This is a genomic window from Streptomyces armeniacus (genome assembly GCF_003355155.1).
Classification (GTDB): Bacteria; Actinomycetota; Actinomycetes; order Streptomycetales; family Streptomycetaceae; genus Streptomyces; species Streptomyces armeniacus.
In genome coordinates, this window is record NZ_CP031320.1 from 6,342,167 (window position 1) to 6,362,960 (window position 20,794).

Consider the following 20,794-nt stretch of genomic DNA (forward strand, 5'->3'; position numbering starts at 1 on the left):
CGCCGGTACGGGACGAGGCCGGGCGGCGGCGCCCGGCGGGCCGCGGCACCGCCCGGCGGGTCACAGCCCGAGCCGCGCCAGCGCCTTCCCCGCGTCGCACGCGGCGCCCGCGTCCGCCGCCGTCCAGGCGGCGCAGCACAACGCCCGCAGCCCGTCCAGCGGTTCGCCCTCCCCGTCCAGCACCAGCGCGCCCTCGTCCGCGCGCGCCGTCCATCCCCCGCAGCGGAACCCCGCGCCCTCGCCCGCGACCTGCGGCTGCGGCTGCGGTGCGAGCAACCCCCGCAGATCCGCCGCGACATACGCCGGCCGGTGCCGCGGCCCGGCGGCGAGCAGCTGCGGCGCGTCCGTCACGCCGGTCAGCACCAGCAGCGAGTCCACGCCCCCGGCGTACGCGCCCTCGATGTCCGTGTCCAGCCGGTCGCCGACCACCAACGGCCGTTCCGCGCCCGTACGCAGGATCGTCTCCCGGTGCATCGGCGGCAGCGGCTTCCCTGCCACCACCGGCTCCGGCGGCTCGCGCATCCAGCGGGTCGCGAGCCGTACGACCTCCAGGGCCGCGCCGTTGCCCGGCGCGATACCGCGGCCGCTCGGGATGGTCAGGTCCGCGTTCGACGCGTACCACGGCACCCCGCGCCCGACCGCGATGGCCGCCTCCGCGAGCCTGCCCCACGGCATCTCGGGCCCGCCGTAGCCCTGCACGACGGCGGCCGGGGCGTCGTCCGCGGACTCGACGGCGCGCAGGCCGCGTTCCGCCAGCGCCACCCGCAGCCCCTCGCCGCCCACGCACAGCACGCGCGCGCCCTGCGGCACCTGCTCGGCGATGACGCGCGCGACGGCCTGCGCGGAGGTGACCACGTCGTCCGGGCCGGCGGGCACGCCGAGCCGGGTGAGGTGCTCGGCGACGGTCTCGGGCGTGCGCGCGGCGTTGTTGGTGACGTACGCCAGACGCATGCCGGCGCCGTCGGCTGCCCGCAGTGACGGCACGGCGTGCGGGACGGCGGCGCCGCCCACGTAGACCACGCCGTCGAGGTCCAGCAGCGCGGTGTCGTACGCCTCGTGCAGCGCCTGCCCGGAAGCTCGCAGCATGGGTCTCCTCACGGTGTCGGGTACGCCCCGATCATCCCCCACTCCGGCCACGGCACCCGAACCCGCACCCGCGCAATGTCCGCCCCCGCCCCCGGAACGCCGGCCTCCACCCGGAGCCGTGCGGGGTAAACCGGCGCACGGTCGTACAAACATCGGGCGCAAGATCCCCCCGCCCGGCAGACCGCATAGCATCGTCGGATGAGCGACGCCGGACTCGATCTCCGCCCCTTCCGCGGGCTGCGCTATGCCCAGGACCGGGTGAGCAGCCTCGCGGCCGTCACCTCGCCGCCGTACGACGTGGTGGTCCGGCCGGACGGCGTGCACCATCTGGAGACGGCGGACCCGTACAACATCGTCCGGCTCATCCTTCCGCACACCCTCGACCCCGCGGCCCGGCACCGCCAGGCCGCCGACACGCTGCGCGACTGGCGGGCCGAGGGCGTGCTGGCGCGGGACGGCCAACCCGCGCTGTACGCGTACGAGCAGCGCCGCGGCGACATGCTGCAGCGCGGGCTCATCGGCGCGCTGCGCCTCGACGGCCCGGTGCTGCCGCACGAGGGGGTGGTGCCGGAGATCGTCGCGGACCGTGCCGCGCTGATGCGCGAGGCCGCCGCCAACCTCGAACCGCTGCTGCTCACGTACCGCGGCCACGACACGTTCGCCACGACCGAACCGACGGCGACCGATGTGCTCGAACGGACCATCACCCGCGAGCCGTTGCTGGCCACGACCACCGAGGACGACTTCGCGCACCGCCTGTGGGCGATCACGGACCCGGCCGAACTGGCCGCCGTGGCCGCCGATCTGGGCCGCCGCGACGCGCTGATCGCCGACGGGCACCACCGCTGGGCGACCTACCTCCAGCTGCGCGACGAGCACCCGGGCGAGCCCGGCTGGGCGCACGGGCTGGTGCTGCTGGTGGACTCGGCCCGGTACCCGCTCCAGGTCCGGGCGATCCACCGGGTGCTGCCCCGGCTCCCGTTGGGGGACGCGCTGGCGCGGCTGAACGGCGCGTTCCGCGCCCGTACGGTCGCCGGGCCGCTGCCGCGCGCGCTGGAGGCGCTCGACGCGCTCGACGCGGCGCAGGGGAACGCCTTCGTGCTGTCCTCCGGCCCGGACGAGTTCCACCTGCTGGACGGGGCGGATCCGGAGCTGCTCGCCCGTACGGTCCGCACGGACCGGCCGGAGGCGTGGCGGCAGTTGGACGCGACGGTGTTGCATTCGACACTCTTCGACGCGGTCTGGCGCATCCCGGACCAGCCGTCGGACATCAGCTATCTGCACTCGGCCGAGTCGGCGGTCGACCAGGCGCGGCAGCACGGTGGTACGGCGGTGCTGATGCGGCCCGTCACGGAGGAGACCGTACGGGGGCTGGCGGGGCAGGGTGTGACGATGCCGCGGAAGTCGACGTCGTTCGGGCCCAAGCCGGCCACGGGCCTGGTGCTGCGCACGCTGGACGACGGCACGGACCCGAGCACCGGCCCGGAGCACTGACCCGGGTACGGGCCTGCGTTCAGACCTGGGTACAGCCCCGGGTACGGACCCGCGTACGGCCTCAACTTCCTGACGCGGCACGGCGACTGCCTGGCCGGATTCCGCCCCTCCCCACCCCCTTCGACGTCCTCATCAGAGCTTAGGTTAGGCTGCCCTTATCCCCGGGAGGTACAGGTACTCCCGGCTGCCCGGATGCCTGCGCGATGCCGTCCCCACACGGCATCGGACCAGGCCGGGCACCAGACCAGGGCACCAGGAGGACACGTCCATGAGCTTCCTCGCGCATCCCGCCGAGGATCCACCCCCACACCCCGGAGCGGGCACCGGGCCCCGCAAGGGTCGCCCGTCGGCCACCGCCGCGAGCAGCCCGAGCACCACAAGCAGCCCGAGCGCCCCAAGCACCCCGAGCACCGTGACCCACCTCCTCACCAACACCTCGACCGACCGCTACGAGCGTCACGTCACCGACGGCGTCGGCCGCGTCGCCGCCCGACTCGCCCGCACCGAGCGCCCGTTCACCGGCGTCACCCCGGCGCAGCTCGCGCCCGCCGTCTCCGGGATCGACCTGGACGAGCCGCTGGGCGACACGGCCGCCGCGCTCGACGAGCTGGAACGCGTGTACCTCCGGGACGCGGTGTACTTCCACCACCCCCGCTATCTCGCCCACCTCAACTGCCCGGTCGTCATCCCGGCGGTCGTCGCCGAGGCCGTGCTGTCGGCGGTCAACTCGTCCCTGGACACCTGGGACCAGAGCGCGGGCGGCACCCTCATCGAACGCCGGCTCATCGACTGGACGGCCCGCCGCATCGGCCTGGGCCGGGCCGCCGACGGCGTGTTCACCAGCGGCGGCACGCAGTCCAACCTGCACGCGCTCCTCCTCGCCCGCGACGAGGCGTGCCGCATGGAGCAGAAGAACGCGGCGACGCCGCTGCGCAAGCCGGAGATCCTGCCGCGGCTGCGCATCCTCACCTCCGAGTGCAGCCACTTCAGCATCGCCAAGTCCGCCACCGTGCTGGGCCTGGGCGAGGACGCGGTCGTCTCCGTGCCGTGCGACGAGGACCGCCGGATGCGTACGGACGCGCTCGCCCGCGAGCTGACCCGCTGCCGTACGGCCGGGCTGGTCCCCATGGCCGTCGTGGCCACCGCGGGCACCACGGACTTCGGCAGCATCGACCCGCTGCCCGGGATCGCGGACCTCTGCGAGCGCCACGGCATCTGGCTGCACGTGGACGCGGCGTACGGCTGCGGGCTGCTGGTCTCCCGGCGCCGCCACCTCCTGGACGGCATCGAACGGGCGGACTCGGTCACCGTGGACTACCACAAGTCGTTCTTCCAGCCGGTCAGTTCGAGCGCGGTGCTGGTCCGCGACCGTACGGCGATGCGCCACGCCACGTACCACGCGGACTACCTCAACCCGGCCCGCAGCGCCGAGGACCGCATACCCAACCAGGTCGACAAGTCGCTCCAGACCACCCGCCGCTTCGACGCGCTCAAGCTGTGGATGACGCTCCGCGTCATGGGCGCCGACGCCGTCGGTGAGCTGTTCGACGCCGTGGTGGACCGTACGGCCGCCGCCTGGGAACTGCTGGACGCCGACCCCCGGTTCGAGGTCGTCACCCGGCCCCGGCTGAGCACGCTGGTGTTCCGCTGGCTGCCGCCGGACGGCACCCCCGCGGTCCTCGGCGACCGGGCCAACCTGCACGCGCGCGAGGCGCTGTCCGCCTCGGGCGAGGGCGTCGTCGCGGCCACCGTGGTGGACGGGCGGCACTACCTCAAGTTCACGCTGCTCAACCCGCAGACGTCGCTGAGCGACATCACGGCCGTCCTGGAACTCCTCGCGGAGCACGCCGGCCAGTACGTGTACGGGCGGCACGCCGGCTGACGACCGCCGGCCCGCCGCTCCCGTTCCCGTCCCCCACCCCCGGAGACCACGTGTCGACCCCGCACGACTTCATCGCCATCGGCCTCGGCCCGTTCAATCTCGGCCTCGCCTGTCTGACGGAGCCCATCGAGGAGCTGGACGGGCTGTTCCTGGAGAGCGGCCCGGGATTCGACTGGCACCCGGGCATGCTGCTGGAGAGCAGCACCCTCCAGACCCCGTTCATGGCCGACCTGGTGACGCTCGCCGACCCCACCTCCCCGTACTCCTTCCTCAACTACCTCAAGGAGTCCGGCCGGCTGTACTCCTTCTACATCCGCGAGAGCTTCTATCCGCTCCGCGCCGAGTACAACGACTACTGCCGGTGGGCCGCCGGCAAGCTGTCCTCCGTACGCTTCGGGCAGCGCGTCACCTCCGTCGAGTACGAGCCCGCCGACGCCGTCTACGCCGTGCACACCACCGCCACGGCCGACGGCACCCGTACGACGCACCGCGCCCGCCGGATCGTCCTCGGCACCGGCACCCCGCCACACCTGCCCGCGCCCTGCCGCGACCTGGGCGGCGACCTGCTGCACAACTCGCGCTACCTGGAGGGCAAGGCGGCCCTCCAGCTCAAGGACAGCATCACCATCGTGGGCAGCGGCCAGAGCGCCGCCGAGATCTACTACGACCTGCTGCAGGACATCGACGCGTACGACTATCAGCTGACCTGGGTCACCCGCTCCCCGCGCTTCTTCCCGCTCGAGTACACGAAGCTCACGCTGGAGATGACCTCGCCCGAGTACGGCGACTACTTCCACTCGCTGCCCGCCGAGGCCCGCGACCGGCTCGTGGCGTCGCAGAAGAACCTCTACAAGGGCATCAACTCCGAGCTGATCGACGCCATCTTCGACCTGCTCTACCAGAAGAGCCTCGGCCGCCCCTGCCCCACCCGGCTGATGACGAACACGGCGCTGACCGGCGCCACGTACGACGCGGCCCGCCGCACGTACACGCTGGAGCTGCGCCAGGAGGAGCAGAAGCAGGACTTCTCGCTCAGCACACAGGGCCTCGTCCTCGCCACCGGCTACCGCTACGAGCTGCCCGCCTTCCTCGCGCCCGTCCACGACCGCATCGAATGGGACGAGCAGGGGCGGTTCGCCGTACGGCGCAACTACAGCGTCGACACCGCGGGGCAGGAGATCTACGTACAGAACGCCGAGCTGCACACGCACGGCTTCATCGCCCCCGACCTGGGCATGGGCGCGTACCGGAACTCGTGCATCATCCGGGAGCTGCTCGGCCGCGAGCACTACCCGGTGGAACGGTCCATCGCCTTCCAGCAGTTCGTCGCGCCCGGAACGGAGGCACAGCCCGCATGACCGGCAGCAGCACCACCGGCACCCTTCACGACGGCACCGTGTTCGCCCGTACGGATCCGCGGCTCGGCGAACTCGCCCTCCGGCACGTCGACCCGCCCCGCGACGCGCGGCTCCTGCACCGCTGGCTCACCCACCCCCGGTCCGTGTACTGGCTGATGCAGGAGGCGGAACCGGCCGACGTCGAGCAGGAGTTCCGGAAGATCGCCGCGCGCCCGGACGACGACGCGTTCCTCGGCCTGCACGAGGGCACGCCCGCGTTCCTCGTCGAGCGCTACCACCCCTCGTACGAGCTGGACGGCGTGTACGACATCCGGCCCGGCGACATCGGCATGCACTTCCTGTGCGCGCCGACCGACCGCCCGCTGCACGGCTTCACGCGCGCGGTGATCACGACGGTGATGGAGCTGCTGTTCTCCGACCCGGAGGTGGACCGCGTCGTGGTCGAGCCCGACGTACGCAACACCGGCGTGCACGCGCTCAACGCGGCCGTCGGATTCCGGATCGAGCGGACGGTCTCGCTGCCTGACAAGGACGCGTACCTCAGCATGTGCACCCGCGACCAGTACCTGGCCATCCTCATCTTCATGGCCCAGGTGCCGGAGATGCGGGACGTGCCCTGGGCCGTCTACCCCCTCATCGCCGCAGGCCTCGCGCTGATGGTGCTGTAGTGATTCGTCACTCTGATATCGTTTTGACCTGTACTGTGCTTTAGTCAATCGTCTGGTCCACAGTAGGATTGCTGCATTGCTGCCATATTTATAGTTGATATCTACGCACGTGTTAGTTATTGTTTTTTTAATTCCACGGCTCCACCCAAGGTTTATAGGTAGGGCTAGGTTGGCATCATAAAATTGTTATAAGAGACAGGTGGTCGGGCTGGGGGAAGTCGGGGTATTCGTCATTGCTGTGGCCTTCCGTGTACCGGGGAACGGAGGCACCCTGGTTTTCGGCGCACTTCACCCGTCACCGCATTTCCGTGCGGAATTTTCGGGGGATTTCCGTTCCCTGTTTTCAGGAACACGACGACCATAGCTCGCACACCCGGGGGCCTCAATCGGAAACAGGGCTGCGAATTGCTGGAATTCTCGGGAATTCACGACACCTTGCGTCGTGAATTCCCGGGGTTACGACATGAAGCGTCGTGGGCGGCGTGTGGCACGACCGAAGCGAAGGAATGGCACATGGATAGGCAATTTGGCATTCACCCGAAGGCACGCACAGCAGGGATTAGCTGCTTTTCATCGTTCACGCCCGAATCAATGTCGTACGTGTAGCTGGTGCGCCCCCGGGCCCGCGCACGGCTCAGATGCCCTCCTCGTACGGGCCCGAGGAACTGCGGGAGAGGTCAGGGCGCCGGCGTGGGTGAAGGGGTGGGGAGGTGAGGATGGATCTGGGTGCACGGGATAGACGACGGCTGTCTGGCAGAGGCGGTCGAACCGCAGCGAGTTCGCTGGCCGGCCGCCGTTGAGCAGAGATCGGGGTGACCGATTCAACCGATATACAGTCGGCCTCGCGCGCCGACGGCTCGTATGCCGTCCGGCCTGCGCGGAAGGGGCAGCCAGGGGTGGCGTATCCAAGGGCGCGTACGGGAGCGAGGCCGGGAACGACGAGGGAAACGACGGCCGAAACGCCACCGAGCCGCCTCGGCTCCTAACCCGGTGGGCAGCGTATGTTCAACGGGCTCCGGTCCGGCTGGAGAGCAGCGCACGTACGGCGGGGTCGGGCTTCAGGTCCAGTTGTGCCAGGTGTCGTTCCAGCCTGGTGTAGGTGCGGTGAGCGGCCTCGTCGCGGCCGGCGGCCTGGTGAAGGCGGATGGCCGCGGTGTAGAGGCGTTCGTTGTCGGGGTGGTGGCCGAGGGCGTTTTCGAGCGCAGTCAGGGCGGTGCCCTGGTCGTCCTGCACGCCGGTGTGTTCGGCGCGGTGGGCCAGGCGTACGGCGGCGTCACAGAACTGGATGGTGAGGTGTTCTCGTAGACCATCGGCCCATAGATGTTCGCATCCTGCGGCGAAAGGTCCTCGGTAAAGTTCTGCCGCCTGGCGAAACGCCGAGAATTCCTCTGCTGCGACGTCGCCGTGAGTAGCCTTCTTCATTAGGTCCTGGAAGTCTGCGAGGTCGGTTTCGACGAGTTCGGGGTTGAGTTTGTGGATTTCCCCGTGGCGAAGAATGAACTCCGCGCTCGTGATTCCAGTCGCGCTGCGCAGGGTGCGGCGGATCGCCCGACGGAGGTTCTTCATGTCGCGGGCGATCTGATCGGGGTCCTCGTCGAGGTGAAGGCTGCGGGCGATGTCGGTGGCCAGCAGGCCGTTGGGGTGCGCCGCGAGCAGGGTAAGGAATTCGCGGCTCTCGGTTCTGAGGTGGTTGCCGATGGGCTCCGGGTTGTTCTTCACGTGCACGAGGAGCGGGCCGAGGACGCTCAGGCGGACGGGCTTGGACTGCTCCGGTGGTGCGGGCGACGAAGGCGCGGGAACGGTCGGTAGTCGGGGTTTCGACGGTTCGGTCTCGCCGATGGCCGTTGCGACTTCGGCTTCCTGTTCCTCCGGTTGGCCTTCGGAGTCCTCGGCGGTGGGTGGTGTCCGCGGTCTGGGGTGCCTGCCGTGGGCTCCCAGCAGCATGTTCAGGAGGTCTCCTGCGGCATCGTCGGTGAGCCGGAACAGCTCTACCGGCTGGGACCGCGTGGCACCTGGGATCGCTGTCGTGCCGTCAGAGGCGATGTGCCAGCTCGGAGCGCCGGGCAGAGCCCCGCCGGTGGTGAGAACGATCAGGGTGTCGGGCGTGCTGCGCGCGGCGAGGGCCTCCAACTGCCCGGTTCTGGCGGAGTCGAGGGGCGTGATCAGCAGCAGCGTTCCTGGGTCGGGATCGACGGTGTTCTGGGCGCCGTCGTTCATGCTGGCAGCGTGGCGGGCGTGGGCGAGGAGGTGTTCCTCGGCTCGCCGTACGGCGTCAGCGGTGTCGGTTGCTTGGGCCAGCGCGGAGAACTCGGTCGGGAGCCCGGGCAGGAGATTCTCCGCCACTTCGCGGTGTACGAGGACGCGGGTGTGGGCGGGGGCGGGGCGTTGCCGCTCGGCCGCGGTGAGGACGCCGATCAGTAGTGCTCGTAGGGCGGCGTCGGCGCCTGGGCCGGTCCAGGCGCATCCGGCGGGGTGCGCGAGCAGTTTGACCGACGCTTCGCCGTCGCTCGTGGTGCCGATGGTGATCGAGGGTGCGGGCTTCGGTGCGGCGGGCGGGGTACGGCGGGTGACGAGGCTGTCGGAGTCGGTCGGCGTGGTCACGGACGCGGCCTCGCGGGCGGCGTCCACGGCTCGCTCTACGGTGCAACTCAGCGGTGTGGGCGTCGTGGTGGTGTCGGGGCCGGTGCGGCGGCGCTGGTGGATGCGCCAGCAGCGCAGGGCTGCCAGGAGTCCGGCCGCTGCCGTGATTCCGATGACGCTGGCTTCTCCCACGCTGATCGATGCCGCTCCCGGTACGTTCCCGGGGCGGGCCCTGGAGACGGACGTGCCCTCGGGCTCGCTTCCGCGGCGGATGCGTTGAGGAGTGGGGCCGGGCTCGGGAGCACGTACGGTCGGCGGCGTCGCAGTGGTGCTTTCCTCGGCTGAGGCGTGCTGATCGGATTCCTGACGGGGTGGAGGGGCCGGCCGGGAGCTCTGTGCGACGGGCAGGGTCAGTTGCCAGCCGGGGCGGATGTCGTCGGGTTCTCCGAGTCGCTGTCCGTCGGGCTGGGGGCGGTCCTTGTTGAGGGCGTAGATCCGTGGCCACAGGAGCGGGTCGCCAAGGCGCGTACGGGCGATATCCCACAGAGTGTCGCCCTCGACCACGGTGTACTCGACGCGATCGGCCGACGCGGCGGCTCCCTTCTCGGCCCCAGTCGGCTCGCCGGCCACGTACTGCGGTGCGCCTGGGTGTTGAGGGGCGGCAGCCGCGGGCTGTGTGCTGGAAGGCTCCGCCACTGCGGTCGGCACGTGAGCGGTGGCGGGCTGGGGCCGCCAGAGGCTGAGCAGGGCCAGGATGAGGGTGCCGACGCACAGCGCCGCCAACGACCTCTTCAGCGGGAGGTCGGCGAGGTGCTGACGGTGCGTTCCACGGTCGCGGAGGAGCTGGGTCAGGTGGGTGGCGTACCACCAGGTCTCCCGGATGACTGTGTGGGCGAAGGCGATCCAGCAGACCCAGGCGGCCATGGACAGCAGGTCGAGGACGAGGGGGTCGGTGACCGGTTGCGCGAGCCGTTCGGTCAGGTCGTGCCAGGAGGCGACGTGCTCTGACTGGGGTGAGCCGGTGGTGTGCCACAGGACGTACGGCATCCCGGCCAGCAACGCAACAACGAGGCTCCCGGTGGCCAGCGCGGTGAAGGCTGCGGCCGCACGTTGCCGCAGCAGGGAGGGATGGTGCACGTCGGGGTCTGCCTTTCGCGCCGGTCGTGGGCGGTTAGTGCGAGGTGGCGCGTTCGGCGTGCGCGGTGGCGCTCGCGCGGGCTGTGAGGGTGCGCAGGCCGACGAGTTGGAGGATCTGGGTGGGCTGGTGGTGGGTGACGCGTACGGTCACGGTGTTGCCGCGTGCGGATACGGACCCGGCGTCGCCTGCGGATTCGACGTATCTTCGGGCGGCATCTTCGGCGGCTGTGTGACGTAGGCGAACGTGCTGATGGCGCAGCTGGCGGACGTCGAGTTTCTGCGCGCCGGTGCGGGCCGCTTCCTGTGCGACGTCCTGCGCGCGAGCGGCCCCGGCCATCGCGAGACCGCCGTCGACGACGATTCCGGCGAACAGCCACGCCGCGGCGAACGCGCCGACGACGAACGCGGTCACCTGGCCCCGGTCGTCCTGCTTGGCGAGCGCGAGTCGCTGACCGACCACGGCCTGGATACGAGCGCTCGTCCTCGCCGTCATGGTGCGCTCCGGTAGGTGTCGACGGGCGAGATCGCCTCGCCGCTGAGGGTGAGGCTGCCGGGCATACCCGATCGGGTGAGGTCGCCGAGGTCGGCGGTGCAGCTGACCGTAGCGCTGACGGTGCCGCCGGGCCTGAGCCCTCCTGTGTCGAGCTGGACTTGGGGATGTGTGCAGGACGAGCGGGCGTCGCGGAGTGCGGTGGAGGCGGCTTCGTGTGCGGCGTCGCGCGCCGCGTTCTCGGTGCGTGCCAGGGAGGCGGCGCGGGCGGCCTGGTGCGCCGCGTCGCCGACCACGAGCCGTGCGTCGACCAGCCGTCCGAGTCCGACGACGGTCAGGGCGAGGAGGATGAGCAACGGGGTGACCGCGACCATCTCCACGGTGGCCGAGCCCCGTTCACCGCGGGCTTCTCTGCGCAGGGCGGTCCGCCGAGTGGTCACGGCTGTTCTCCGGTGGGCGTGGTGAGGCGTTCGACGGGTCCGGACGCGGCGCCGGAGGCGTGCAGGTTCAGCCCGGGTACGACGTGGAGTACCCGCCCCTCGATCCGCACGCCGGCGTGGGTCTTCGATCGGTGGACGGTGACCTCGGGCGAGGTGAACACCCGCCCGCCCAGCGTCTTCAGGCGGCTTCGGGCGGCGGCGTGGCCGTCTGCTGTTCCGGCGTCCTTCACGCGGGTGGCGGCGAGCGCGTCCTGCGCGGCGAACTGCGCGAGGTGTTGCGCGTGCCAGACCAGCGCGAACTGGACCGCGAGGAGGGAGAGGATCAGCAGCGCGGGAACGACGAGAACGAGCTGGACGCTGACGGCGCCCCGGTCGTCGTATCGAAGGCGGGTGCGGTGGCGCACGCCGTTCAGCCCAGGTCGATGCCGTTGGCCCGGCCCATGACCTTGGAGGCGACGACGGCGACGACGCCAAGCGCCAGCGCTGCGAGCAGGGCGGTGACGACGATCGTCTCCGTCGTGTAGCCGTCGTCTCGGCGTGCCTGGTGACGGACTCGGGCGGTGTGCGCGCGCAGGGCCTGGGCCAGGATGGCGATCTGGTGCATGTGGGTCCTTCTGCGGGTCGTGGACGGCGATTTGAGGGCGTCAGGTGGACAGGACGTGGGCGAGGGCCGGGTAGCCGATCAGCAGCAAGAAGGCGGCGAACAGGCCGACCAACGGCAGCGACATCTGCTCGGTGGCGGCCTGAGCCGCGCCGTCGGCCTCGGTGATGCGTCGTCGCCGCATCGCGCGGGCCTTCGCGCCCAGGGACGAGCGGACCTTCGCCCCTTCGCTTCCGGCGAGCTCCAAGGTGGAGGCGAGTTCCGAGAGGTCCGGTACGGCGAGGTGGCGGCCGAGGTCGGACAGGTGAAGCCACGGGCTGGTACGCGTGAGCTCCGCACGGTGCAGTGCGTGCCGTAGCTTGGCCGCCGCCCAGCCTCCTGGTGCTGCTGCGGCCTGGCCGAGTGCCTGCTGGATGCCGGCGCCTCCGGCCAGGGCGATGACCGTCAGGTCCAGGACGAGGGCGAGGGTGTGCCGCATCTCCCGGCGCCGTGCTGCCGCGTGCCGTCGTACGGTCAGGTCCGGGGCGAAGAACAGGACGACCGCCAGCAGGAGGGAGGCGGAAAGGGGCGTCCACCAGCCGGTCGGTGTGCCTGCCGCGAAGTGGAAGAGAGCGGTGGCGCACCACGGTGCGAGGAGCCCGGCCACCGCGCAGGTCGCCTGGCCGGCCAGGTGCCGCTCCACCTCCACGCCGCAGGTGGCGAGGTCTGCGCGGAGGGTGGGGGTGGGGAAGCCGAGCGCGCGGACCAGTGGGACTGCCTTGCGGCCCAGCCGGGTGGCCCATTCCTCGTCTGCGGAAGAGGACGGACGAGGTGGCGGTGCCGGGGTGTCCAGGGCCGTGAGGACATCGCTGAGCGTGGCGCGCGGTGGTCGCAGCCCGTACAGCAGAGCGGCGCCTCCGGCCCCGAACAGTGCGCCGAGCAGGGGGATCATCATCGTGCGCCTCCCGCTGCCGCGCCCGTGCGTGCCGGGTGATTCAGCCGTTCCGGCTCTTCGATCCGGCTGATCGTGCTGAGCCAGGTGAAGGAGAGGGCGAAGAGGATGCCCACGGCGGCCAGGACGCCCTGCCCGGTGACGGTGTTGAAGGGGTCCAGGTAGGGGCGGTTGAGGACGACGAGCCCCAGCGCCATGCCGAGCGTGACGGCGACGGTGACCCTGACGCCCGTACGGACGCTGGCTCGTCCGGCCTCGATGCGCTGGCGCATGGCGACCTGTTCCCGTACGGATTCCGCGAGCTCGCCCAGAAGTGCCGCGAGCTGACTCGCCTGTTTACGGGCGGCCATGACCAGCGCGGTTACCACCACGTCGGCCAACGGGTCTCCGACTTCGTCGGCGAAGTCCTCCAGCGCCTCGTGCAGCGGGCGGCCCTCTCGGACCCCGGTGGCCAGCCCTCGCAGCTCGGGTTCCAACGCGGCGGGCGGGATGTCGGCGGTGGCCAGCACGGTCTGTTCCAGACCGGCGGCGGCCGAGAGGGTGTCGCGGAGCATTTCGGTCCAGGTCGCCAGCGCTTCCATCTGCTCGGTACGGCGGGCCGCTTGCCGGTCGGGGCCGAGCAGGCCGGGCAACGTGAGTACCCCGACGGTGGTGAGCACACCGGCGACCGGCCATCCGGTCAGTGCACCGGTTGCGGCACCGGCGAACACGGCGAAGGCGACGCGGGGGCCGCTTCGCCAACTCGCAGGCAGCCTCGCCATGAGCCGCAGCCCGCGGCTTCGCTCGTCGGTCTCCTCGCTCTCGGGCCGGCCCCGGAGGCCGTGGGCGAGTGCTACGAGTCCCGCGCCGAGGCACGCACCCAGCAGCGCGGCGATCACCCCGCTCCCGGCGGCGGGGAAGGTGCCCATCAGCGTGCCTCCCATCCGGCAGCGGCGAGCTCCGCGTACGTCTCCGCCGTCAGCGGGGTGGCGGGCGTGGCCCTGCCGTCGGGACCAGGGCGGTAGACCTCGTTGGAGACGATCTGCGGTCCGTCCGCATCGATGACCTCGCGCACGGAGTCCACGCATCTGCGCCCGTGCGCGTCCCAGCCGAGGTGGACGACGAAGTGGACGGCCGAGGCAACCATGAGGTTGGTGGCCTCCAGCGACAGACGCTCGGGAGACTGCGCAGCGTAGGCCGCGAGCTTCGTGAACACGCCGCGCGAGGTGGACGCGTGGATCGTCGAGAGCGAGCCGTCGTTGCCCTGGCTCATGGCGTTGCACATCGGGATGACCTCGCTGCCGCGGATCTCCCCGACGATCACCCGGTCCGGCGACATGCGCAGCCCCCACCGCACCAGCTCCGCCTGGTCGACGGCTCCGGCACCTTCGATGTTGGCCTCGCGGGCCTGCATCGCGACCACGTTCGGATGAGCCGCCACGTCGGCATCGAGGCCGAGTTCGAAGGTGTCCTCGATCGTCACCAGCCGCTCGTACGGTGGGATGGCCGACGCGAAGGCCCGGAGCACGGTGGTCTTGCCGACGTTGGTGCCACCGCCCACGACGAGGTTCTTACGGGCGCGTACGAGGGCCGCCAGGAACCGCGCCAGAGCGTCGTCGCAGACACCGAGACGCACAAGATCGGCCATGGTCGCCCGCTTGAGCCGGTGCCTGCGGATCGTCAGCGACACCCGACCGGTCACGGCCATGACCGCGAACAGCCGGGACCCGTCGGGAAGCTGGAGGTTCAGCCGGGGCACACCGCGGTCGAACCGCCGCTCCTCCCCCTCGGTACGCGCCGCCAGAGTCCGGATCCGCTCGATCAGCTCGGCATCGGACGCCGCTACGGGTGCGGAGCGCCGCCACGTCCCCTCGGCATGGCGTACCCATACGGTGTCGCAGCCGTTGACGCAGATGTTCTCGACGCTCTCGTCCGCCAGCAGCCGTTCCAACGACCCCGCTCCGAGGAGGGCGTCGGTGACGGTCTGGGTGATCTGCTGCTCGCTGGCGGCGTCGAGTCCCTGGCCGCCACGGGAGAGCGCGTCACGACGGTGCTGTCCGAGTTCCTCGTCCAGCAGGCGGGCGAGGGTGGCCTGACGCTGCGTCTCGTCCTCCGGAGGCAGTCCGGCGGCCTCGCGTTCGTCGGCGTAGGCGGCGAGTCGGGCGACGACCTGCTGCTGCAGCGCCTGCGCGACGGGCTCCGAAGGCGCACTCGCCTGGTCTGCTGCGGGTGAAACGATCACCAGTCGCTCCCCTCAGCCACGGCCGCTGTGTGCGACGGGAGCGGCAACTCGCTTGGCTGTGAGGACATCTGCTCGGCCAACTTCCCCGCCGCCGCCATCAGCGGCGGCGTACGGAACCCTCCAGCAGGCAGCCGTCCTTCCCGACTCCCGTTCAGCACCACGGCCGTCTTCGCGTCCCAGGGCAACAACGTGACCCGCTCGACGCCGAGCGCCGTGCTGATCTCCTCCGGCCCGTAAGGGCAGGGCCCCACCACCAGCAGCCTCAACCGCCCAGCGAACGCCGAAAAGTGGGACCGGTGCGCGTACACATGCGCCAAGGACTCCGCCCCGCCCCGAGCCACGAGAAGAACCTCGTCGGCCGTCTCCAACAGCCCTTGAGGCTCTACGGTGATGCGCCCGACGTCGACCAGAACACTGCCCTGGTCCCGTGTTTCACCACGCAGCACCCAGGGCCCGTCCGGGGTACTCAGCAGCCGCACCGCCTCCGTACACGGACCGCGCTCCGCTGTGGCGAGCACCGCACGAACGCCGAACGGCAGCTCGTGGACCGCGCCGAGCAGCGACCCGGGATGGCTCTGCCGTACGGCCGCGGCCACGTCCAGCAGACCAGGGGTATGAGGCAGCCCGAACCGGGCGGCGAGGTCTCCACCCCATATGCCGGCCTCGATGACGACCGGCCGTACGCCGCCGTCAGCATCCCGGGGCCAGGCAGCGGCCAACGCCAGCGCCACGGTGGTCGCCCCCGGCGCACCGGCGACCGATCCGATCGCGAACAGCCTCCGCATCAGGGCGCCTCCCGGCCCTGCGCCGGAAGAACCACGACCCGTGGATGCTGGATATCGGTGGCAGTACGGACTGCGGCGGTATCCACCAGAACCCGCACCTCACGTACGCCTCCGGCGGACTGCGGAGACCGTACGCCCGTCACGGTGCCCACCACCGAGCTCTCCGGCTCCTGGCCCTGCTCTTCCTCCGTCGCAACAGCCTGACCGTCCGGGCCAGGCAACACCGCTACGCGGTCACCGCGGGCCAGGTCCGAAGGGCCAGCACCCGCCTCGACCGCGAACGTGACCTGCGACTTGCCCTGCGGCGGGAAAACGGCTGACCTGCCGATCATCCTCGGCGAGAGCAGAGCCCCCGCGACAAGCGGCACCCGGGCGCGCTCCCCCAGCGCTTCACCACGGCTCTCGACCGGGATCACTCCGACATCAGAAGCCACCTTCACGGACCGCAGGTCCTTCGTCGTCAGCACCTGACCGGCTGCCACATCCCGCGCCAGAATCAGCACCTCCTGGCGCTCCCCCACCGTGGAGACGACCCAGGTGAACCCCACCGCCGAGACGAGCACGGCGCCGAGGCCACCCCAGATCCAGCCCGGACGACGCCGACGCGCGCCCGCAGGCGGATCGGGCCGCTGCCCCGGGCCCGCCGATCGAGCACCGGGCACCTGGGCGCCCAGGCCCTTCTGCGGCGGAGAAGTCATAGAGGTACCCACAATTCACCCCAGAGGTAAGAAACTTGACTCAAGCGCTGTTCGGCTGCGCCAGGCGGTTACGCCTCACCGTCAGGCCGAGACAACGGCCTGCACCTCATCGACGGCCAACCGCAGTTCGGCGGTCATGGCCATTCCCGGCACCGTTCCGGCCTGACCGGCGCCCCTCCACGCCACGTCCCACGTCACCGTCACCTTGGCCCGAAATTTCCCGTCGGGCTCCGCAGTTGACGACCGCCGGTACGTATGGCCGCAGTCCGGCGAAGAGGCCCCCGCGTCGAAGCCCTCCGCCCACGGAGTGCCCGGCCCTCTGCACACCACAGAGTGGCCGTCTCCTATCTGCCACACCGCCTTCCGGGGCATCGCCGTCGCCGTCACCCGCACCCCCTCCACCTCCGCCGTCTCCGAGACCGGCCCCCAGCCGTCACGCTCGACCCACATCCACGTCGGCACATGCACCACCTGCGTGAAGTCCTCGGCAGGACTCGTACGCGGCACGGGCTTCGGCAATCTCAATTCCGTCACCGCCCGCTGCACGACGACCTCCGCGGGCACCTTCTTCCCGCCCGGCTGAGCCGTCTTGTTCGACTTCGGGACAACCGGCAGCGGCGCCATCGAGCCCCGACCGCCAACGAATCCGTGCGCCGACCTCAAATCGGGCTTCTCCGCCACGCCGCCGCCGGAAGTTCCCCGGCGGACGGGAGGCGCCGGGCCATCGGCAGATGGCGGTGCGTTACTCGCCTTCCGCCAAACCGTGGTCTCACATTGCGAATGAGCGCACGTCGTACCGGCACCGAAGAATTCCGTGCCGCTATCCGCCCATGCCGAGCTGACAGCCAGTGCGAGAGAGGGGCAACTGAGAAGCGCTACGCTACCGGCCCTCATCACGGCCCTCAACACGTGCCGGTCCGGTACATGGCAAACGCGGTGACCTTCCACGTATGCCCATCCCGCTCCACGGTGACTTCCGCCTTGGCATGGCCGCCCGGGACGTCATTCTTCAACTCGCCGCTGAGCTTGTACTGAAGCCAGCGCGTACTGTCCACGCAGTCCCACAGTTCAACTTTGTGCGCGGACTCCCGGTCGACCTCCGGATGCAATCGAGGAGTACCTCTGACGACAAGCTTTTGCTTCTTCGCGCTCTCAAGACCCTGCTTCAACGTGTCGAGTGCTGCTCCTGAAGCGTGGTCGTCAAGGTGCGGCGAGGCAGCGTCCGACGTCTTAGCCGCCTCGGTCAGATCCCGCCACATCGCGCGATAGGCAGCCAGTGCCTCGGTGTGCCGGTTCTCGCTATTCGACGCAGAGGCCGTTCCCCGGAGCGACGCACCCGGAAGGGGCTTCGCGTCAGACGAACCATCCGAACACCCGACCATCGTCACACCAGCGATCAACGCGACGAAGCACGCCGCAACCCTGCGGTCCGACAAGAGCACCATGACCAAAACCCCGCCACCTCTTCGGCAAAGGCCGCATCTGAAGCACCACTCACTTGACTCCACCCGGAGCCACTCTTGTGATTCTCAGCTCGACCGAGAGCCACTTTTGTGTACGCCGTGGTAAACCGCGATTGCAGCCAGCAGTTTCGTGCCGTTACCCATTCGTTATATTCGATGGGTCAACTAGCCCGCCTGCCGTAACAGCTGACGACACCGCAGCGAGAAAGTCGCCCACGGCCTCTCCGGCAGCCGTCGGCGCAACCATCCGCCTGGCCCACGGCATCACCGGGCTACTCACTCGGCTCTCCTTCGCCCACGCCGCGGGGCTCGCTGCCTCCGGCCAGGCGAGCTGGGGTCGTCTAGTGCATCCGGGCCGTGAGGAGTCCGGCGAAGCGTGAAACAGTCCGGTCTTCCAGATAGGGACCGATGATCTGTACTCCCAGGGGAAGGTCGTCCCGGGTGAAGTTCAACGGGACGGTCGCCGCTGGAAGGTAGACGAGGCTAGCCAGGTTGAGCCAGGCGGTCTGCTCCCAGTAGCCGCGGCGTTCCCCGTCGACGGTGATGTGCCGCTCTGAAATCGGCATGCCGGTCTGATCGAGTACGGCCTCGGTGGGGGCCGCGGGCGTCACCAGGACATCGACGTGCCGGAAGTATTCGGCCCACCGTGCCCGGAAGCGTTGACGGTCCTCGTCCGCGAGCAGCCATTCCCGGTGCCGCATCGTCTGGGCGTGGAGGAAGGGATGCTCGGGCTTCTCCTCGGCGGCTCTGACCGCCGAGGAGAAGGTGTTCTCGTCGGCGCCCACCGAGGCACCCGCGAACAGCAGGCGTGTGAACAGCCGGTCGGAGGTGGCCATTTCGACGGGCCGGGTGGTGTCGTCCACGTGGTCGCAGGCGTGCTGGAGTTCTTCCGCGACCTGGTCGAGCAGGGCCCGGGTTTCCGCACTGACCGGGCAGTGGGGGTCGTCCGCCCACACGCCGACGCGGTACTCGCGCAGGGTGGTGTGGCGGGGCCCCGGCAGGTCCAGGCGCCACGCGGTCTGGTCGGCGGGGCGTGGCGCGGCGAGCACGTCGAGCGCGAGGTCGAGGTCGTCGGCGGTGCGGGTGAGCGGGCCGAGCACGGTCATGTCGGTGGAGTTGTACGCACCGGGTGGGCGCGGGATGTGACCTCGGGTGGGCACGATGCCGCCGCTGGTGCGCAGCCCGTACGTACCGCAGTAGTGCGCCGGGAGCCGGAGCGAGCCTGCGAGATCGCTGCCGAGTTCCCAGGGGGTGAGGTGGGTTGCCACGGCAACCGCCGCGCCGCCGGAGGAACCGCCTGCCGTACGCGTGGGGTCGTGGGGGTTGCGGGTGCTCCCGAACAGCGGGTTGCCCGTCTGGATGTCCTGGCACATCGGCGGAACGTTGGTCTTCCCCATGAGCACCACCCCGGCGGTACGCAGCAGGGCGACGGCGTCGGCGTCACGCTCGGGGACGTGGTCGGCCAGGCCGGGAGACCCGCAGGTGGTCCGCAGTCCGGCGGTCTCCAGCGAGTCCTTCACCGTCATGGGCAGGCCCAGCAGCGGCGGGATCAGCCCGCCGCGAGCCCGCCGCTCATCGGCAGCCTCCGCCGCGTCCAGCGCGCCGGGCTCGTCGACGGTGACGACCGCGTTGCGCTCGGGATGCGCGGCGATGGCCTCCAGGTGCGCGGCGGTCAGTTCGCGGCTGCTCACCTCGCCGCGGTCAAGCGCCCGTAGCTGGTCACGGGCCGAGCATGTGGTCAGATCGCTCATACGGTTCCGGTGTCTCCCACTTGGGTGCGGCAGCTGTGTAGTGGTCGGCGATACGCAGCAGGGCGGTCACCTCATCATCCGGCGTGCGCGTGGTCTCGCGGAACGGCGCATCGGCGTACTCGGTCAGGTGCCCTGTCGCCTGGTGGTGGGTGAAGGCGCGCACCGCGTGCCGGAGCTGATCAGCTGTGACAGCGGCGGCGAGCTCCTGGCCCGTCAGGCCCGCGGCCTGACGGTGGTGTTCGGCTTCCCGTCGCACCGACGCCTCCAGGTAGTGCCGCAGCGCCCACTGGCCGTCCCGGATTTCGGTGGTACGTCGGTAGAGATGCCAGCTGATCCCCCGCAGCCGCAGGGTCTCAGCGGCGGCCGTCCGCGCCGGGGCGAGTGCGATCGTGGGCACGGCCGCGCACAGGTCGGACCACAGCGGGCCCAAGCGTCGGAAGTCCCGGTGAGCCCGCGCCCAGGCACGTACTTGAGGGGCCACGACGTGTGCGAGCGTGGGAACGAACCACCCGGCGAGCACCAGCACGGTGCCTCCGTCCGCGCAGATCCACGCCGCCGACTCGGCGCCGGCGGGCAGTCTGCGATCGCCCAGCGCGGCGAGGACGACAGCCAGCCGTACGCTGCTGTAGCCGAGGGTCAGCACGGCTCCGACGGCGGCGAGGCGCAATCCGCGGGCCACCCACACTTGTCCAGTACGCCGGGCAACAGAGATGCAGCCGACCGCGAGGAGGATCTCACCGCCGGCGTAGGCGAGGTTGTAGAGCGTCAGATACGCCTGATAGGTACCCGTATGCGCGTAGGCGCTGGTGAATCCCTGCGGTGTCGAGCTGCGCGGGGTGAGCTGAAAGAACAGCACGGTCAGCGTGGCGATCAGCATCGCCGCGGCGGCCAGGCTGAGGCGGGCCCGTGCACGGGCTGCTTCCCGGGGCAGCGACCAGTACGCCAGAGTGACCAGCTGACAGGCCATCAGGGCGACGACAGATCCGTACGCGATTTGAGCGCCTGTGGAGGGGCGTCCCAGTGCCGCGTCCAGCGCCTTCCACACGGGCTCCAGGGACACGGCGAACGAGAGGGCGGAGAATCCCCACGTCGCGCAGAGGGCCGCGAGCGCGGGATCCGTACGAAGGCGGCGCGGCGGCCACAGCAGCAGTACGAAGCCGACGGTGGTCAGTGCGAAGCACAGGGGGTGGAGCTGCTGCACGCCGGTTT

19 protein-coding genes are annotated in these 20,794 nt (G+C 70.5%); 4 read left to right on the plus strand and 15 right to left on the minus strand.

Going from position 1 to position 20,794, the window contains the following annotated elements; all coding sequences use genetic code 11:
- Window positions 1-60: 60 nt before the first annotated feature.
- Window positions 61-1,086: an HAD hydrolase-like protein gene (locus DVA86_RS27495; protein WP_208882330.1), complete on the minus strand. Its 1,026-nt coding sequence runs from the start codon at window positions 1,084-1,086 to the stop codon at window positions 61-63.
- A 198-nt stretch (window positions 1,087-1,284) separates the two neighbouring features.
- On the opposite strand from DVA86_RS27495, the gene DVA86_RS27500 reads away from it, so the two are divergent.
- The 4 genes from DVA86_RS27500 to DVA86_RS27515 all read left to right on the plus strand — a co-directional run bounded on the left by DVA86_RS27500 (window position 1,285) and on the right by DVA86_RS27515 (window position 6,488).
- Window positions 1,285-2,580: a DUF1015 family protein gene (locus DVA86_RS27500; protein ID WP_208882331.1), complete on the plus strand. Its 1,296-nt coding sequence runs from the start codon at window positions 1,285-1,287 to the stop codon at window positions 2,578-2,580.
- 268 nt (window positions 2,581-2,848) lie between these two features.
- Window positions 2,849-4,462 (plus strand): pyridoxal phosphate-dependent decarboxylase family protein, encoded by a 1,614-nt coding sequence (locus DVA86_RS27505; RefSeq protein WP_208882333.1) that lies wholly within the window; start codon window positions 2,849-2,851, stop codon window positions 4,460-4,462.
- A gap of 50 nt (window positions 4,463-4,512) precedes the next feature.
- A complete protein-coding gene (locus DVA86_RS27510; protein WP_208882334.1) occupies window positions 4,513-5,820 on the plus strand; it encodes a lysine N(6)-hydroxylase/L-ornithine N(5)-oxygenase family protein in 1,308 nt (435 codons plus the stop codon).
- Window positions 5,817-6,488, plus strand: coding sequence for a GNAT family N-acetyltransferase (locus DVA86_RS27515; RefSeq protein WP_208882336.1), 672 nt, complete (start codon window positions 5,817-5,819; stop codon window positions 6,486-6,488). The genes DVA86_RS27510 and DVA86_RS27515 overlap by 4 nt, the downstream gene beginning before the upstream one ends.
- 1,005 nt (window positions 6,489-7,493) lie before the next feature.
- Here DVA86_RS27515 and DVA86_RS27520 read toward each other — a convergent pair.
- The 14 genes from DVA86_RS27520 to DVA86_RS27585 all read right to left on the minus strand — a co-directional run bounded on the left by DVA86_RS27520 (window position 7,494) and on the right by DVA86_RS27585 (window position 20,786).
- Entirely contained in the window at window positions 7,494-9,992 is a 2,499-nt protein-coding gene (locus DVA86_RS27520) for an AfsR/SARP family transcriptional regulator (protein WP_245997247.1), read from the minus strand.
- Between the two features lie 247 nt (window positions 9,993-10,239).
- Window positions 10,240-10,698 carry a pilus assembly protein TadG-related protein gene (locus tag DVA86_RS27525; protein ID WP_245997249.1) on the minus strand — a complete coding sequence of 153 codons (459 nt, stop codon included), beginning with the start codon at window positions 10,696-10,698 and terminating at the stop codon, window positions 10,240-10,242.
- Window positions 10,695-11,135: a TadE family protein gene (locus tag DVA86_RS27530; RefSeq protein ID WP_342776377.1), complete on the minus strand. Its 441-nt coding sequence runs from the start codon at window positions 11,133-11,135 to the stop codon at window positions 10,695-10,697. Before DVA86_RS27530 ends, DVA86_RS27525 begins: the two co-directional genes overlap by 4 nt.
- Window positions 11,132-11,539, minus strand: coding sequence for a TadE family protein (locus tag DVA86_RS27535; protein WP_208882338.1), 408 nt, complete (start codon window positions 11,537-11,539; stop codon window positions 11,132-11,134). The genes DVA86_RS27530 and DVA86_RS27535 overlap by 4 nt, the downstream gene beginning before the upstream one ends.
- 5 nt (window positions 11,540-11,544) lie before the next feature.
- On the minus strand, window positions 11,545-11,739 hold the full coding sequence (locus tag DVA86_RS27540; RefSeq protein WP_208882340.1) for a hypothetical protein: 195 nt from the start codon (window positions 11,737-11,739) through the stop codon (window positions 11,545-11,547).
- Window positions 11,740-11,779: 40 nt separating this feature from the next.
- Complete coding sequence (locus tag DVA86_RS27545; RefSeq protein WP_208882341.1) at window positions 11,780-12,670, minus strand: type II secretion system F family protein; 891 nt, start codon at window positions 12,668-12,670, stop codon at window positions 11,780-11,782.
- Window positions 12,667-13,575 carry a type II secretion system F family protein gene (locus tag DVA86_RS27550; protein WP_245997252.1) on the minus strand — a complete coding sequence of 303 codons (909 nt, stop codon included), beginning with the start codon at window positions 13,573-13,575 and terminating at the stop codon, window positions 12,667-12,669. The genes DVA86_RS27545 and DVA86_RS27550 overlap by 4 nt, the downstream gene beginning before the upstream one ends.
- A complete protein-coding gene (locus tag DVA86_RS27555) occupies window positions 13,575-14,888 on the minus strand; it encodes a TadA family conjugal transfer-associated ATPase (RefSeq protein ID WP_245997254.1) in 1,314 nt (437 codons plus the stop codon). Before DVA86_RS27555 ends, DVA86_RS27550 begins: the two co-directional genes overlap by 1 nt.
- Entirely contained in the window at window positions 14,885-15,673 is a 789-nt protein-coding gene (locus tag DVA86_RS27560) for a hypothetical protein (RefSeq protein WP_208882345.1), read from the minus strand. The genes DVA86_RS27555 and DVA86_RS27560 overlap by 4 nt, the downstream gene beginning before the upstream one ends.
- The gene (locus DVA86_RS27565; RefSeq protein WP_245997256.1) at window positions 15,673-16,236 is read right to left on the minus strand and encodes an SAF domain-containing protein; all 564 of its coding nucleotides are present in this window, start codon (window positions 16,234-16,236) and stop codon (window positions 15,673-15,675) included. The genes DVA86_RS27560 and DVA86_RS27565 overlap by 1 nt, the downstream gene beginning before the upstream one ends.
- Before the next feature lie 216 nt (window positions 16,237-16,452).
- The gene (locus DVA86_RS27570; protein ID WP_245997260.1) at window positions 16,453-16,995 is read right to left on the minus strand and encodes a hypothetical protein; all 543 of its coding nucleotides are present in this window, start codon (window positions 16,993-16,995) and stop codon (window positions 16,453-16,455) included.
- Window positions 16,996-17,273: 278 nt separating this feature from the next.
- Window positions 17,274-17,816, minus strand: coding sequence for a hypothetical protein (locus tag DVA86_RS27575; protein ID WP_245997261.1), 543 nt, complete (start codon window positions 17,814-17,816; stop codon window positions 17,274-17,276).
- 359 nt (window positions 17,817-18,175) lie between these two features.
- Window positions 18,176-19,585, minus strand: coding sequence for an amidase (locus tag DVA86_RS27580; protein ID WP_208882348.1), 1,410 nt, complete (start codon window positions 19,583-19,585; stop codon window positions 18,176-18,178).
- Entirely contained in the window at window positions 19,554-20,786 is a 1,233-nt protein-coding gene (locus DVA86_RS27585) for an MAB_1171c family putative transporter (RefSeq protein WP_208882350.1), read from the minus strand. The genes DVA86_RS27580 and DVA86_RS27585 overlap by 32 nt, the downstream gene beginning before the upstream one ends.
- Between the last annotated feature and the right edge of the window lie 8 nt (window positions 20,787-20,794).

Coding starts and splice junctions, on each gene's coding strand:
- DVA86_RS27495 (WP_208882330.1), bottom strand. CDS start 1,086: ATGCTGCGAGCTTCCGGGCAGGCGCTGCACGAGGCGTACGACACCGCG.
- DVA86_RS27500 (WP_208882331.1), top strand. CDS start 1,285: ATGAGCGACGCCGGACTCGATCTCCGCCCCTTCCGCGGGCTGCGCTAT.
- DVA86_RS27505 (WP_208882333.1), top strand. CDS start 2,849: ATGAGCTTCCTCGCGCATCCCGCCGAGGATCCACCCCCACACCCCGGA.
- DVA86_RS27515 (WP_208882336.1), top strand. CDS start 5,817: ATGACCGGCAGCAGCACCACCGGCACCCTTCACGACGGCACCGTGTTC.
- DVA86_RS27520 (WP_245997247.1), bottom strand. CDS start 9,992: ATGGCCGCCTGGGTCTGCTGGATCGCCTTCGCCCACACAGTCATCCGG.
- DVA86_RS27525 (WP_245997249.1), bottom strand. CDS start 10,698: ATGACGGCGAGGACGAGCGCTCGTATCCAGGCCGTGGTCGGTCAGCGA.
- DVA86_RS27540 (WP_208882340.1), bottom strand. CDS start 11,739: ATGCACCAGATCGCCATCCTGGCCCAGGCCCTGCGCGCGCACACCGCC.
- DVA86_RS27545 (WP_208882341.1), bottom strand. CDS start 12,670: ATGATGATCCCCCTGCTCGGCGCACTGTTCGGGGCCGGAGGCGCCGCT.
- DVA86_RS27550 (WP_245997252.1), bottom strand. CDS start 13,575: ATGGGCACCTTCCCCGCCGCCGGGAGCGGGGTGATCGCCGCGCTGCTG.
- DVA86_RS27560 (WP_208882345.1), bottom strand. CDS start 15,673: ATGCGGAGGCTGTTCGCGATCGGATCGGTCGCCGGTGCGCCGGGGGCG.
- DVA86_RS27570 (WP_245997260.1), bottom strand. CDS start 16,995: ATGGCGCCGCTGCCGGTTGTCCCGAAGTCGAACAAGACGGCTCAGCCG.
- DVA86_RS27575 (WP_245997261.1), bottom strand. CDS start 17,816: ATGGTGCTCTTGTCGGACCGCAGGGTTGCGGCGTGCTTCGTCGCGTTG.
- DVA86_RS27580 (WP_208882348.1), bottom strand. CDS start 19,585: ATGAGCGATCTGACCACATGCTCGGCCCGTGACCAGCTACGGGCGCTT.